Raw genomic sequence first — 14,160 nt, forward strand, 5'->3', positions numbered from 1 at the left:
AGTGATTCCATTATGCAACTTGGGCAAGACTTGGTCTTGCGGCCACTAAACTGCGCCACTTGGCCAGTGCCTTGAGTGAAGAGTCAATATCAACTTTAGCAAAATCCGCAAATACCAGCCCTGCATAAAGTGTGATGTCAGCTACGCTAAATTCGTCTCCAGCGATAAACTTGTTTTCTTCTAACAACTCATTGGCATATTTCATTCCAGCCTGCGCTCGTTGTTTTTGAAATTCCCCCCAATCGGCAAATTGTGTTGTTTCCAAATCTGGACCCAAGCCTTCAGTAGCGTGATGAAAGTAATTGGCTACGGCATCAAGTACATTAGATTCCATACGACGTTGCAACATATGGACTAAGGCTTTTTGTTTTGCGGATGTTCCCAGCAGATCAGGACCTGAATGCATCATATCAATGTACTCTATAATTGCTGAACATTCAGCGATGTAAGTTCCGTCATCCAATTCAAGCACAGGAACGGTGCCATTTGGATTTTTATCTAAAAACGCTTTTTGTCTATGTTCGCCATTTAGCACATCAACCGGAACAAACTGTACTGCCGATAACGCGTTTTTTTCTGCTAATGCAATTCTTACTCTCAAAGGATTTGGAAAGTTAGCCACATCGTAGATCTTCATATTCATTCTCGCTTTCTGTAATCATCAATCTGAATTGAGTTGATTAACCCTTGCAGGAGTTAATCAAATTCAACCTCGTTATTTATTTACCTACCTACTGATAGGTAGCCTAAAAAATAAACTAACTAGTCATAGTTGTCAATATGATTTTGCAATAGACAAATTCTAGCTATGCGCGCCCAATGAGACATTCCATCCAAGGTTTTTATGTGGCAATATTTAACGCGTCAATGCGCTCACAAAAAGGTGATAGATGCCCAAGGTTACGGCTGAACAAATAATTGATATTGCAGAGGATATGATCCGAAGACACGGCTATCATGCTTTTAGTTTTCGTGAGATCGCAGCTAAAGTCGGCATTAAAAGCTCAAGCGTGCACTATCATTTTCCAACAAAAGTGGATTTGGCGATCGCCGTCGCGAAGCGTTATTCAGACAGATTCTTCAATACCTTGGATGCCATTGATCAAACAACACAATCCCCAGATCAGATTATTGCTGCCTATACAGATGTTTTCAGAAGCGCACTGGTTAATGACCGAAAACTTTGTTTGTGCGGCATGCTAGGGGCAGAAAAAGCGGTACTTCCGGAAAGTGTATTACCTCAGATCCAAGCTTTTTTTATCCGTAATTTGGTTTGGCTTTCCCATGTGGCGGTCACCCATGGGTGTTCGTATTCTGAAGATGAAATTCATAAGCGTGCAAGCTGTCTTTTGGCGACACTAGAAGGTGCACTGATTGTTTCGCAAACCCTGGAAGACGATGAGTCGTTTGAGCATATAACAACCCTTGCGCAAGCTGACTTTTTGTCCTTGTTTGTAGAATAGATAAGGCAATATCAGGCGATCCAACTTTGGAGAATTGAGTCGAAATGAGTCAATCATAAAGGTTTTCGGTAATATTTCAGATTCCATAAAATCTGTGTACTGATAAGGTCTAATTACTTTTTTCAGTCGTGATACCCTCCATGAACAAATTGTTTTTCTATTTTACTGTTATCGTATTTTTATCCCTATCTGGTTGTTCCAACAATTCAGACCCCACCGCCCAAGCATCAACTGCGCAAAGTTTAGAAACTGAGCCAACTGGCATAGACCCTTTTTGGCATGATGCAACCGTTTATTTCATGCTGTTAGATAGGTTCAATAATGGCAACCCAAGCAACGACAAAGCTTACGGACGGTATAAGGAATCAGCTTATCTTCGAGGTTTGCACGGTGGTGATTTACAGGGTGTTATCAACAAAATCGATGAAGGGTATTTTAGCAAGCTGGGGGTAGATGCAATTTGGTTCACACCGGTAGTAGAACAAATCCATGACCAAGATGAAGGCTGGGGTGCAACCTACGCCTATCACGGATATTGGCCGAAGGATTGGACGGCAGTAGATAAGGCATTTGGGACAGAGGAAGAGTTGAATCTGCTCATCCAAAGAGCCAGAGAGAAAGGCATTAAAGTTTTGTTGGATGTGATCATTAACCACACTGGGCCTGTCACCAAAACCGACACAAAATGGCCTGATGGTTGGGTACGCATGACGCCAGAATGCACCTGGGACAGCTTTGCAGGTAATGTTAGTTGCGGGCTCAATAGTAATTTACCAGACATTAAAACCGAATCGGATGAAGACACACCCTTACCAAAATTTTTACTCGACAAGTGGCAAGAAGAGGGGCGATTGAGTCAAGAGTTGGCTGAATTGGATGCATTTTTCCAACGCACCCAACTACCCAGAGCCCCTAAAAACTATATTGTCAAATGGCTAACTGACTGGGTTAAAGAATATGGAGTAGACGGATTTCGTGTCGACACTGCCAAGCACGTCGAACCTGAAATTTGGTCGGTACTTAAACAGGAAGCACAATATTCATTAGAGCTGTGGCGAGCCAACAACCCAGAACAGGTCACTCACGACATGCCATTTTTTATGGTGGGCGAGGTTATGCACTTTGGCGTAAACGGCTTTAAAGATACCGCAAAAGGCACCCGCAACTATGATTTTGGCGATAAACAGGTAGATTTCTACAATTACGGCATGGATAGTCTGATTAATATGGGGTTTGTCGAGCACGCTCATATGAGTTACGAAGAATTATTTAGCTTGTATGACCGGGAATTACAAGCAGGACCACTCAAGGGTGCTGGAATTCTTAATTATGTGGTTTCTCATGATGATCCTGAGCCTTATGATCCAGATAGAGCGCAACCTTTTAAAACGGCAAATAAATTGATGTTGAGCCCAGGCGCTGCACAAATTTATTACGGGGATGAAGTATCTCGGCCCATCGACAAAATCGATACGAGTGACGCCAAGCTCAGGCTCCCCATGGATTGGGCAAGCCTTGAATCAACCGAAACACAACAAATTTTGTCTCATTGGCAAAAACTCGGACAATTCCGTCAACAACATCAGGCGTTGGGTTCAGGTAGACATCAAATGCTCTTGGCTCAACCTTACACCTTTGCTCGCGTGTTAGATGACCAAAGGAAAGTTGTTGTTGCTCTAGAAGCGGATCCCGGAAAGAAAACGATTAGATTGTCTGAAGTGTGGCCAGACGGCACTAAATTGCTTGATCACTACTCGAATCAACAAACAACAGTGCAAAATGGGCAAGTGTCTATCACATCCGAATATGGCACTGTGCTGTTAGCGCCTCAGCGATAGCTAAATATAAATCAAGCAAGGTGGCGTGACGGTGCCCTGTCAGCGTTTTTAAGGCGATAGACACTAGGAGCGAGCGCCATCGATTGTTTAAATCGGCTGGAAAAATTATAGGCATTGTCAATGCCCACCATATGCGCAATTTGTTTGATCGGTAGCGAAGTCGTCCGAAGCATTAGGGCTGCATAGTGCATTTTAATATGGATGACTTTTCGACTCGGAGACTGAGCAAAATGCTGATTAAATAGTCGCGTTAGCTGAGCTCTTGAATAGTGGGAATAGCGGCACATGTCATCGAGAGACCAAGGCTTAGATGGGCTCATTTCTATCTCATTAACCAACTGTTTTAAGCGCTGAGTCGCTACCTTTTTGTTACCAGGCTGACTATGAATTTGGCGACCCACCAACAAATACAATTGTTCACAAAGTAGCTTCACCATTTCATCTTTATCACAGGTAGACTCTACGCTTTCAATATTTAGCTCCTGCAATACACGTGCAAAGGATTGATTCCACTTAGTATCTTTGTTTAGAGTGGCGGTAGAAGGAAAATGTTGCCAGGTTTTAGTCGGTTCAAGCATCAACCACGCTGTCTGCCAATACTTCTTCTCATTTAACTCATATCGAAATTCACAATCGGCTGGTAGCAATAACATGTCGCCCTGCTGCATGACCTGTTTGGGTTTTCCAGGCAAAGACAGTATCCCACTGCCCTCCAGCGTAGCCAATACCACATGATAACCCATCTTTTGTTTACTAATGATGTATTGATGGTGAAGCTCGGACAAACCAGCCAAAAAAATACACCAATGAGAAAATATCGGTAACTGGTGTTGATCAAGAAAACGTTCTCGGCACTGAGTCGAAATTACGATGGAGTCATGCTTTGTCATACTTGTGTTCACTTACTCTTGGTTGTAACCACGGCCAAACGTTCGGATCAGGTTCAATCAGAATGATTCAATATTAAATCTATCCGAATCTTACAAGCATTGCTTAGTGAATACGTATTCACTAGGCTAGGGGTGATAACCTTGATGGAAGTTGAGCATGTTCACACAACAATCATTAGGCGGTGGATTAGCATCCTATTCCATTCGGCGACTAACCAATGTGGATGGTCTTGCACTGGCTGACTATTTTTTACAAATGTCTAATCAGACCAAGCAGTATTTTGGGCCCCATCCACTCGATGCTGACTACGCTCAAAAACTCTGCCTACCAGATCAAATGGCTAATGATACTGATGTAAGATTGGTAATAGTCAACCAGGAAGAACCCTCTAAAATCTTTGGTTACTTCATTGTTCAAGTCGATGTATCTGAAAACGAACTGTGTCGTTATGAAGAATATGGCTTACCCTTGGCAGAAGGCAAGGTCGTAAGTTATGCGCCATCAATGGCTGAATCCATGATTGGAAAAGGGCTTGGCAGCCAAGTTTTCGAAATCATCTGCAAGGAATTAATACGCTTGCATTACAATACGGTTGTTTTAATGGGCGGCGTGCAAAAGCGCAATACTTTAGCCGTTCATTATTATCAAAAGTTTGGTTTTAAGCATGTTGGCAGCTATTACACTGAAGTGGAAAATCTCGATATGATATTACAGCTTTGAGTCACACATTGAATACGATGAATAGCCGAGAAAAAATCGCCCTGTTAAAAACCAGACTGGCCCAAATTGGGCATTCTGTTGCTACTACTCCCCATACTCTGGCACTAATTGGTTTGGGCTCGGCTGGCCAAGAAGATTCCAGGATGGATGCCTATTCCGATTTAGATTTTTTCCTGGTTGTCGAAAATGGCTACAAACTAGATTTTCTGCAAAATCTAAGTTGGTTAACCGACGTTGCTCAAGTGGCATATAGTTTCAAGAATACTGCTGACGGTTATAAACTGCTTTATGCAGATGATGTTTTTTGTGAATTCGCTGTGTTTGAGTTAAACGAGTTACACCATGCAGATTACGCACCTGGAAAACTCATATGGTGCAATGCAAACGTACCGAGTAATTTAGCAACACCGGCCAAAAGCCCACCAAAGCCCAACACTGAAGTCGCCTTTTTATTGGGGGAATTGCTCACCAACATCTATGTTGGGTTGGGGCGTTATTTACGAGGTGAGCGAGTATCAGCGTCTTACTTTATTCAGCATTACGCTGTGAACAGGCTTATCGAGTTAATCAGAGCAACGGAAGATCCTAGCGGCAATAGCATCGCAGATCCTTGGTCAGCTGAGAGACGCTTCGAAGCGCACTACCCACACCACGCAAACCTTTTGCAACAATGCACACAAAGTAACTCGATTGACTGTGCCATAGCTTTACTGAACCACATCTCATCCCACTATCAGCCTAACTCTGTTATGGTAAGTAAAATAGAAAAGTATCTGGTGACAATTCAATCCATTTGATTCAAATGATTGTAGTAATACCTTGCATCTTGATATAACAATAATTTAGTTAACACCAATTAATACTAATAAACCGAACAGGGAACCACTATGCGTCTTCTTATGACCTTGGCACTTGCCGCTGCACTGTCGTGCTCAGTGCAGGCCAGCTTGTTGATGAAACCCACTTATGATCCTGATTTAGTCTACACAGATTCAATGTTGTCTGGAGAGTACAATGCAAACGTGACTCACCCAGACTCGATTTTGGGATTTGCTATCGGCAAACAGATGGCAACACCCGCGCAAATTTCCGAATCGATTAATACTTGGAAATCACAAAGCGACAGAATAAAAGTGGTTGAGTACGCTCGCAGCCATGAAAATCGTCCACTGTTCGCAGTGTATATTTCTAGTCCAGAGAATTTGGCGAAGTTAGATGAGATAGAAGATAAAATTTCTCAGCTAGCGGACCCCCGAAAAACCAATAGCGCAGCTGCCAAACGAATTATCGATGAATTGCCAGCTACAGCTTGGATGGCTTATTCCATCCACGGCAATGAAACCTCAGGCGCCGATGCGGCACTTACCGCCATTTATCATTTAGCGGCTTCACAAGACCCTGCGGTGCTCGAGATGCTGAACAATATGGTGGTAGTAATCGATCCACTAATGAACCCTGATGGACGGGACCGCTTTGCCAAATCCTTGGAGCAATATCGAGGAACGGCTCCCAATGTCGATGATCAATCGTTATTGCATCGAGGTGATTGGCCTTCAGGTCGCACCAACCATTACTTTTTTGATTTAAACCGTGATTTTTTCTATCTCACACAACCTGAAACAGTTGGCCGCGTTGCGCTGATCAACAAGTGGCGTCCACAATTGATGATTGATGGTCACGAAATGGGTGCTCAGGATACCTATTTGATGGGGCCTCCCAGACAACCGCTTAATTTTAATATTGCCCCCAGCCTGCAAAAATGGGCGGTGGCCTTCTCAGAGGATCAAGGTGCGGCTTTTGATCAAAAACAATGGCGCTATTATACCGGAGAGTGGTTTGAGAACTGGTATCCCGGTTACTCTAACTATGCTGAATATCGCGGGTCTATGCACATTCTCTATGAACAATCACGGATGGCGGAAGATGGCGTGCGACGACCGGAGGGAACGGTACAAACCTATAAGGAATCTGTGCATCACCAGTTCGTAAGTACCATGGCGAATTTGCAAAGCTTGAGCAAATATAGCAAACAGATGTATCAAGATTATTGGCAGGATAGAAAAAATGTTATCAGTAAAGATAGTGAATACGCCGATCGCAGCTTCGTAATTTTAGCAAATCAAAACCTTGGCAGAACGCAGGCATTAGTTGACCGTTTATTGGCACAGGATATTGAGGTCTTTGTCGCGGAAAAAGACCTCAATGTCAAAAACGCTATCGATCATCTTGGACAAACTCTAAAAACGGCGACCATTCCCAAAGGTAGCCTGGTGATCCCCAACCGACAGCCAGAAGCTCGCCTATTGGCTGCAATTATGGAGTTTGACGCACAAATAAAACCACAGACCCTGCAGGAAGAACGCCAACGCATATTGCGCGAAGGCCGTTCAATAATGTACGACACTACTGCCTGGAATCTAACAATGATGTACGGTCTAGACGCCTTGACCGTTCCGCAAAACCTGTCAAGGTCATTAACGCCTTACAACAAACCAGAACAAGCTTTTGTTGCCGGACTAGCCGATGGCATAGCATGGGGTGTAAATGGTGAAGATGATCGTTCAGTGAGTTTTGCGGCGCGCATCATGGAACAAGGCGTCATCACACGTGTAATTGATAAAGAGGCGCAGTTTGGTGATCAGGTATTACCTAGAGGTTCAGTGGTTGTTACAACGACAGACAATATGAAAAACAGTCAAGCGCTAGAAGTACTTAATCGCTCAGCAAAAGAACTCGATTTAGCCATAGTGACCTTGCGCACTGGGCTTGGCGCTGGTGACTTGCCCGACTGGGGTGGACGTCATTTTAAATTGTTGAGCAAACCTCAAATTGCTGTTGTAAGCCATGATGATACCCGCAGTTACGATGTCGGTGCGACTTGGTGGAGCTTAGATCATCATTTGGGTATTCGTCACAGTCAGATTAACAAGTCATCTTTAACTCGGGCTGATTTACGCCGCTATAACGTACTCATCATGCCAACTAGTACAAGTTTAAGTGAAGGTCAGAAAAAGGCACTCAAAACCTGGGTTGAACAAGGTGGAACGTTGATCGCACATCAATCCTCTTCTGCATCGATTGCAGGCAAGGATGGGTTTGGTCAAGTGAAAACCATAGATCAAACCTATGACAAAGCAGAAGACTTTGATATTGCGTTACAAAGAGAATGGTTAGCAACGCAAGAGGTTGACTCCACGGTGTTACAACTCCAAAACCAACTGCCCATGGATTTGGCCTACCCGTGGAAAGATGCGCCCAAGCGTCTTAAAAAAGATGAACTGAAAAAACGGGATAAGTGGCAAACGCTGTTTATGCCCTCAGGGGCAATGGTGGCTGGTCGAGTCGATCAGAAACATTGGCTGAGTTTTGGCGTTAATCAAACCTTGCCTATTTTGTATAGCAAGCTGCCGGTGTTGATGTCCGATGAAAAATCAGAAGCCGTCGTTCGTATCGGTGTATACAAGGACGCTCCGTCAGAATCTGAAACAGAATCAGCTTTGGGATGGTACTCGTTGCCTGAGAAGCAGACGCTTTCAATCAGAATGAGTGGTTTGTTATGGCCAGAAGCAGCGCAACGAATAGCCAACTCAGCGTACCTTACTCGCGAACGTATGAAGAGCGGCCAAGTCATTTTATTCGCTGGGCAACCGAACTTTCGAGGTTCAACACGTGGTACCAATCGATTATTGCTGAATGCGGTTGTTTACGGACCAGGAATGGGAACAAGATTACCCATCGATTTGTAAGGTCAATGCAGAAAATGTGATTTTTTTAAAAGCACATTTTCTGCCCTCTTTATCGTTTAAGAGCCATTAACAAACGATTTACAAAGAAATTTTGCATATAAATCAATGGATTGAGTGGAATCTTCCTATCTTATGCAGATCACGACCGATATTTGAAGCTTTTTTGTTCAGTTTTTTGGTATCAATAGCCATACCTTTGTATTGACTAAATAATACACAGCACTCAATTTTTCACGTTTAATGCGCCGCATCGACACCGAGTCGCACATTTAAACACTTTAAAATTGAGGAAATAACCATGTTGAAAATCGTTAAAACTTCTATCCTAGTTGCTGCTTCTACTCTTGTTTTTGCTGGCCAAGCGCAAGCTGACGTTAATGAAGCTTTGCAAAATATCTGCACAATCGTAAAAGCAGATGACAAAGGTGAACTTCGTAAGAAAATGAAGAATGTTCAAACTAACTACGGTTTGAAACTTCAAGACTACTACAATGGCGTTAGCTGTGGTGGCGAGAGTTTAATCCGTACAGCATTTAAAGCGAATGCGGTAGAGTCAGGAACTTTACTTGTGAAGAAATTGCCTAAAAGTGCACTAAACGCACCAGAGTCAGATGGCAAAACCCTTCGCGCTTGGGTTTCAGAAAATGGTCTTATGGATACTGATCTAGCGGCAGCGCTTAACAACCGTATCTAGTCCATACAAAAGTTAAATTTGCAGTGTCACTAGCTGCTTCCTAAAAAGCTCCTTCGGGAGCTTTTTTTGTTGGTAATGTATTTTCCGCTGGCGCTTTATCATCTGTGCAGGTCTCTATCATCGTGGCAATTAGTTCTCAATGGTCAGAAATTGTTAAAATTCATTTTAGTGCACAGACTTAGTCGTGCTGATATATTGTGACGTTACAACTAGAGTCCTATTAAGAACATTGCATGATTGACAAAGAGTTAGTGTTACAAAAAGAATGGGAAATCTTGCAACAAGAATATGCAGGTTTCGAAAAGTGGTCGCTGTTAATTAAAGTGTTCAGTGTTGTGATCTGTTCAACCTTAGTGTTTCACCAAAAATTGGATTTTGTGATTTTTTGTTTGTGTATAGTTCTGTGGATGCTCGATGCAATATGGAAAACCTTTCAGGCGCGCACAGAACAAAGAATACTGGTGATTGAACAAGGGCTGGCGAAGCAAAGTGACGTGGTAGCGATGCAATTTCATACTCATTGGCAGCAAAGCAGGCCTTCGGCTGCTGGCTTAATAATCGAATATGTTAAGAGCGGCTTGTCACCTACTGTTTGTTTGCCGCACATCTGTGTGCTTAGTGTGTGTGTGCTTCTGATGTGGTGGCTGTAAACCAGCCACTCAAATTATTCGACCTTTGTGAGAAAAATATCTTGGTAGGCGGCAAAATTCGCACCAAATAAAATGGGCATGACCACAAACAATCCAACAATAGCCAGAACGCCACCAATCATCATCAATATGATACTGATCACCATTAACACAATTAGGCTAATCAAATTTCTAGCACAGCCATAGAAACTTTCTTTCATCGCCGTTGTAAGCGGTAGCTCATGCAGTACGATGAGGACAGGAGAGAACCATACTGCCATCATAAACGGAATAGTGACCAGCATCATTATTACTCCAAGAATGATTCCGAACACGGCAGCACCAGAACCTCCGCCCTGATCAACAAACCCTTGGTAAGCAGGAAGGAAAACTGCGGCTAAAACACCTACGAACATGGCCATAAGTAAAGGCATCAACCCGAGCAGAATGAGACGACCAGGATAACGAGAAAAACCTGCGAACAAATAGCTGACTTCAAACTTCTCACCCTCATACACTTTTTGTGCACCGATAAAAATGCCACCTAAAAAGACATACATAAACAAGCCATAGACTAAATTTACCAAAGGTATGAAGTTGGCGAGGATAGACATTAAAAAACCGACAAGCATGGTTAATAGCCAGCCGCCAGGTGAACGCTTAAATAACTCAAATCCTTTGCTAATCCATTGTAGGGAAAGCGAAAAAGGTACGTGTTTGGGCCCGCTATAATTGCCCTTAGTATCAATGCTCGCGTCTAACCTTGCTTCCGGTGTTTGATACAAATTTGAAGTGTCATTGTCCATAGTTTACAACCTGTTTCCTTTACTGTGTTAAACGATTTTAATCCTGAAAGACTGCTTGATCGGCAGGTTTTTCAACTTCGGCCAGGAATATATCTCGATAACCTGTATACATGGAAGTAAAAATCAGCGGAACAACTATCAGTAACCCTAAGAATAAAGGTATTGCCCCCAAAATATACAGCACTAATGTCACCACTCCGTAAATCAAGAAAGGTAAAACGTTCTTAAAACAGCCCAGAAAACTTTCTTTCATCGCCAAATAGAAAGGCATGTTTTGCAAGACAATGAGTGCAGGAGCAAACCATACAGCCATAAACAGTGGTAACATCAATGCTAATGCCACCAACACTGACAGCATGAGTTCAATCGATTCTTCTGGTGCCATAGACATCTCAGAGCCAGACAATATTTCCAAGTAGGTTGAGCCTACAACCGTGAACATTAAAACCATACCAATTAAGCTGGTAACGAAGGACAACAGGATCAGTTGCAAGACATTATGGGTAAATCCTGCGAACAAATGCTTGAGTTCAAACCCTCTTTTTTCATACGCGGCCTGACAACCCAACATTAGACCACCAGCCCAAACAAAATTAATAAGAGAACTGACAAGAGTTCCTAAAACAGGAACAAAGTTTATCGCCAGGGCAACAAATAGTCCGACAAACATGGTGATAACCCACATGCCTGCATCTTGTTTAAAAATGGCAAACCCTGAACTAATCCAATGCATTCCAGCACTAGTAGGCCGATTTTGCGGTCCAACATAGTGAAAACCATCTGCAGCAGGTGCTTGCTCTGAAAGTTCGGACTCTGGGGCCTGATAAGGGCTGTTTTGATTTTCCATGACGGATCTCCTTTTTATTCACGGTATCATTTGAATTGCATCGATCACAACTGTGATGTTGTCGAAAAACAACAATTTACAATAACTCAGTTTCCGTGATGGTATTTTGAATGAAACGAATGAGCAATTTCTTTCAGGTGCCAATTATAGAAAACCGAATCTATGTCTAACCAAGAGTTAAACTAGCTTGAAGGAAAAATTTGAAACGCCGGCTGCGGAGTAGCTTATTGTTCCTTATCAACGACTTTGTATGACTTTTTAATAGATAACTGGTTGTTTTTTGGTACATTGAGCATTCAATGCAGCATTAAATAAGAAGCCGAAGGAAAGCTCAATGCCAATTTCCGACTCCGTCACTCCAAGCAACAACTATGTAATTCATCGCTCTTCAAACACTAATAACTATTCCTTGTATCAGTTTTCTCCAGATAAAGCGGAATTATTTACGCCCGTTGCCACTGACCAACCCGGTACATTCGACGAATCATGGCAGTTTATCCAAAGTGGGCAATACGTTTTGCAATGGGGACCACTTACTCAACAAGCCGGCAAAAATGGATATCCTTTTAAAGTCGTTAAGTTTGATCCCGCTTCATCTGACCCTTTGAATGAGACCTCGATACAAAGTGGTTTCTGGGATAAAAACAAATTCTTTGATTACCGTGCGTATTACAGTACCGACCCAAATCAAGGCAACAATATCGAACTCACGTCTGTGGGCAGTTTTGTATTGAACACGCTTTTTTCCGAGGGGCGAGGGACCTTTCGATTGTTCAATTTTGATGCTTGCCCGACGCCCACCGGTCCGCAAGATCCTTTGCCAAGTTATTTTGGATTGGGTCAAGGGAACTTCCCCCTTATTAAAAAGGGTCATACGTTAATACCAATCGGAAACTACGTGCTTGACCGCCACCCCGATGGGCACAGTTTCACGATATGGAGCTTTGATCCCCAACAGCCGGTCCCACTTTCTCTGCCGGCAATTACTCAAGGCCGTTGGTCCGATATCAACCACGAACACCAATTGATCGCGATTGGTGATGTCATTTTGGATTGGCGCAAACGTGATAATTACTACAGATTGTGGTCATTCAACCCCGATTCCGACAGCGGCTTGGTCGGCCCATTAAGAGAGGGAACCTTACCTGACTACATTGACAATGATTCACTGCTCACGCCATTCCAGTCTATTGCACCGGTACAAACTGCCCCAGCTCCATCTGCCGGAAGTATGGAATTTATGCGCAGTAAAATTAAACATGTTGTGTATTACATGGTGGAAAGTCGTTCCTTCGACAATGTGTTGGGTTGGCTCTACGAAAAAGATGAGGAAAAGTGCCATTTTATTGGTTCAGATCAGCCCTTCGAAGGCGCCAGCACGGAAGATTACAATGAATTTCAGGGCGACAAAATTAAGGTCAGCAAATTCAAAGACGGTCAATTAAGTGATCAGTGGAATTTGATGGCTTTACAACAAGATCCTTTTCATAACACGATGGACGGATTACAACAGATGTTCACTGACGTTGAAGGTTATTGGCAGAATGGCCAACCTGATATGGGAGGATTTGTTCTGAATAACGCCAACCCTCAAGTCATGGAAACCTTCTCTGCTGAGCAACTTCCGGTGTTAAACGGGCTTGCCAAAGCTTTTGCTGTGTCTGATCAGTGGTTCTGCTCTATGCCGGGCGGTACAGACGTGAATCGCGGGTTCTCTGTGACCGGGTCAGCTTACAATAAGTTAGGTACTTGGGAGGGGGGCGATGCCTACGAATATTTTCCAGACTCGCCACATCGCCAATCTATTTGGAAGGTCCTTTGGAATTACGGAATTAGTGACTGGAAGATTTATTATTCAATGGAATGGAAAGGGGGTATTTTCACCAATCAATTGTACCTCAAAGGCCAAATCCCCACGGTGGACGCCAACCCTGATGATTATTTTGCACAGTTCGATCAGTTTATTACCGATGCCAAATCAGGCTCATTACCGGCGTTTAGCTATTTGGAGCCTTACTGGTACAAGAAAAAGGGTACAACGTCTTATCACCCAGGCTGCGATTTAGTTCCTGCGGAGGTTGCCCTAAATTCAATTTATAATGCCATCAAACAAGGACCTGCATGGGAAGAGACATTGTTAGTTGTCACCTTCGACAAAAATAATGGAATTTATGATCACGTTAAGCCTCCTTATGCGCGGAAACCCTGGCCAAATGACTTAAATAACGGATTTTCTTATAACTTAATGGGGCCAAGAGTGCCCGCCGTTTTTGTTTCTCCGTGGATAAAACCTCACACCGTTTTACGTTCAGAACAAGACGCGCCATTTGATTCCACTTCTTTTGCTGCCACGTTGTTACATTGGTTTGGGATCCCTAAAGACAAATGGGCACTCGGAGATAGGATGGAAGTTGCCCCAACATTCGAATCCGTATTTCAACAATCTCAAGCACGCACTGATGCGCCAAACCTAGTTCCACCCTATGACAAAACCTACCCAAAAAAGGAATAAATCTTTTATGTTGA

General features: G+C 43.2%; 12 protein-coding genes. 8 read left to right on the forward strand and 4 right to left on the reverse strand.

Features of this window, described 5'->3' with window-relative positions:
• Positions 1-10: 10 nt before the first annotated feature.
• Positions 11-637, reverse strand: a complete 627-nt coding sequence (locus FM019_RS04170; RefSeq protein WP_143834945.1) for a glutathione S-transferase family protein — start codon at positions 635-637, stop codon at positions 11-13.
• A 253-nt stretch (positions 638-890) separates the two neighbouring features.
• On the opposite strand from FM019_RS04170, the gene FM019_RS04175 reads away from it, so the two are divergent.
• Together FM019_RS04175 and FM019_RS04180 are read left to right on the forward strand one after the other, a co-directional pair.
• Positions 891-1,463, forward strand: a complete 573-nt coding sequence (locus tag FM019_RS04175) for a TetR/AcrR family transcriptional regulator (protein WP_143834639.1) — start codon at positions 891-893, stop codon at positions 1,461-1,463.
• A gap of 140 nt (positions 1,464-1,603) precedes the next feature.
• Positions 1,604-3,301 (forward strand): alpha-amylase family glycosyl hydrolase, encoded by a 1,698-nt coding sequence (locus tag FM019_RS04180; protein ID WP_143834640.1) that lies wholly within the window; start codon positions 1,604-1,606, stop codon positions 3,299-3,301.
• An 11-nt stretch (positions 3,302-3,312) separates the two neighbouring features.
• Here FM019_RS04180 and FM019_RS04185 read toward each other — a convergent pair whose 3' ends face one another.
• On the reverse strand, positions 3,313-4,191 hold the full coding sequence (locus tag FM019_RS04185; protein WP_143834641.1) for an AraC family transcriptional regulator: 879 nt from the start codon (positions 4,189-4,191) through the stop codon (positions 3,313-3,315).
• A gap of 157 nt (positions 4,192-4,348) precedes the next feature.
• Between FM019_RS04185 and FM019_RS04190 the strand changes: the two genes are divergently transcribed.
• The 5 genes from FM019_RS04190 to FM019_RS04210 all read left to right on the forward strand — a co-directional run bounded on the left by FM019_RS04190 (position 4,349) and on the right by FM019_RS04210 (position 10,002).
• Complete coding sequence (locus FM019_RS04190) at positions 4,349-4,912, forward strand: GNAT family N-acetyltransferase (protein WP_143834642.1); 564 nt, start codon at positions 4,349-4,351, stop codon at positions 4,910-4,912.
• 8 nt (positions 4,913-4,920) lie between these two features.
• Entirely contained in the window at positions 4,921-5,709 is a 789-nt protein-coding gene (locus FM019_RS04195) for a hypothetical protein (protein ID WP_143834643.1), read from the forward strand.
• Between the two features lie 90 nt (positions 5,710-5,799).
• Entirely contained in the window at positions 5,800-8,658 is a 2,859-nt protein-coding gene (locus FM019_RS04200; RefSeq protein WP_143834644.1) for a M14 family metallopeptidase, read from the forward strand.
• 298 nt (positions 8,659-8,956) lie between these two features.
• On the forward strand, positions 8,957-9,352 hold the full coding sequence (locus FM019_RS04205; protein WP_143834645.1) for a DUF3718 domain-containing protein: 396 nt from the start codon (positions 8,957-8,959) through the stop codon (positions 9,350-9,352).
• A gap of 233 nt (positions 9,353-9,585) precedes the next feature.
• The gene (locus tag FM019_RS04210) at positions 9,586-10,002 is read left to right on the forward strand and encodes a hypothetical protein (protein ID WP_143834646.1); all 417 of its coding nucleotides are present in this window, start codon (positions 9,586-9,588) and stop codon (positions 10,000-10,002) included.
• A 14-nt stretch (positions 10,003-10,016) separates the two neighbouring features.
• Here the strand turns inward: FM019_RS04210 and FM019_RS04215 are convergent, their stop codons facing one another.
• Positions 10,017-10,787, reverse strand: coding sequence for a BPSS1780 family membrane protein (locus FM019_RS04215; RefSeq protein ID WP_143834647.1), 771 nt, complete (start codon positions 10,785-10,787; stop codon positions 10,017-10,019).
• Between the two features lie 37 nt (positions 10,788-10,824).
• Entirely contained in the window at positions 10,825-11,634 is an 810-nt protein-coding gene (locus FM019_RS04220) for a BPSS1780 family membrane protein (protein WP_143834648.1), read from the reverse strand.
• Between the two features lie 334 nt (positions 11,635-11,968).
• Here FM019_RS04220 and FM019_RS04225 point away from each other — a divergent pair, with 334 nt between their 5' ends.
• Entirely contained in the window at positions 11,969-14,146 is a 2,178-nt protein-coding gene (locus FM019_RS04225) for an alkaline phosphatase family protein (RefSeq protein ID WP_143834649.1), read from the forward strand.
• The last annotated feature ends 14 nt before the right edge of the window (positions 14,147-14,160 follow it).

The organism is Aliiglaciecola sp. M165 (assembly GCF_007197995.1).
In the GTDB taxonomy this organism is placed as follows: domain Bacteria; phylum Pseudomonadota; class Gammaproteobacteria; order Enterobacterales; family Alteromonadaceae; genus Aliiglaciecola.

What these genes read in the sequence shown, in the direction of transcription:
- FM019_RS04170 (WP_143834945.1), bottom strand. Translation starts at nt 637, where the DNA reads ATGAAGATCTACGATGTGGCTAACTTTCCAAATCCTTTGAGAGTAAGA.
- FM019_RS04175 (WP_143834639.1), top strand. Translation starts at nt 891, where the DNA reads ATGCCCAAGGTTACGGCTGAACAAATAATTGATATTGCAGAGGATATG.
- FM019_RS04180 (WP_143834640.1), top strand. Translation starts at nt 1,604, where the DNA reads ATGAACAAATTGTTTTTCTATTTTACTGTTATCGTATTTTTATCCCTA.
- FM019_RS04185 (WP_143834641.1), bottom strand. Translation starts at nt 4,191, where the DNA reads ATGACAAAGCATGACTCCATCGTAATTTCGACTCAGTGCCGAGAACGT.
- FM019_RS04190 (WP_143834642.1), top strand. Translation starts at nt 4,349, where the DNA reads ATGTTCACACAACAATCATTAGGCGGTGGATTAGCATCCTATTCCATT.
- FM019_RS04200 (WP_143834644.1), top strand. Translation starts at nt 5,800, where the DNA reads ATGCGTCTTCTTATGACCTTGGCACTTGCCGCTGCACTGTCGTGCTCA.
- FM019_RS04205 (WP_143834645.1), top strand. Translation starts at nt 8,957, where the DNA reads ATGTTGAAAATCGTTAAAACTTCTATCCTAGTTGCTGCTTCTACTCTT.
- FM019_RS04210 (WP_143834646.1), top strand. Translation starts at nt 9,586, where the DNA reads ATGATTGACAAAGAGTTAGTGTTACAAAAAGAATGGGAAATCTTGCAA.
- FM019_RS04215 (WP_143834647.1), bottom strand. Translation starts at nt 10,787, where the DNA reads ATGGACAATGACACTTCAAATTTGTATCAAACACCGGAAGCAAGGTTA.
- FM019_RS04220 (WP_143834648.1), bottom strand. Translation starts at nt 11,634, where the DNA reads ATGGAAAATCAAAACAGCCCTTATCAGGCCCCAGAGTCCGAACTTTCA.
- FM019_RS04225 (WP_143834649.1), top strand. Translation starts at nt 11,969, where the DNA reads ATGCCAATTTCCGACTCCGTCACTCCAAGCAACAACTATGTAATTCAT.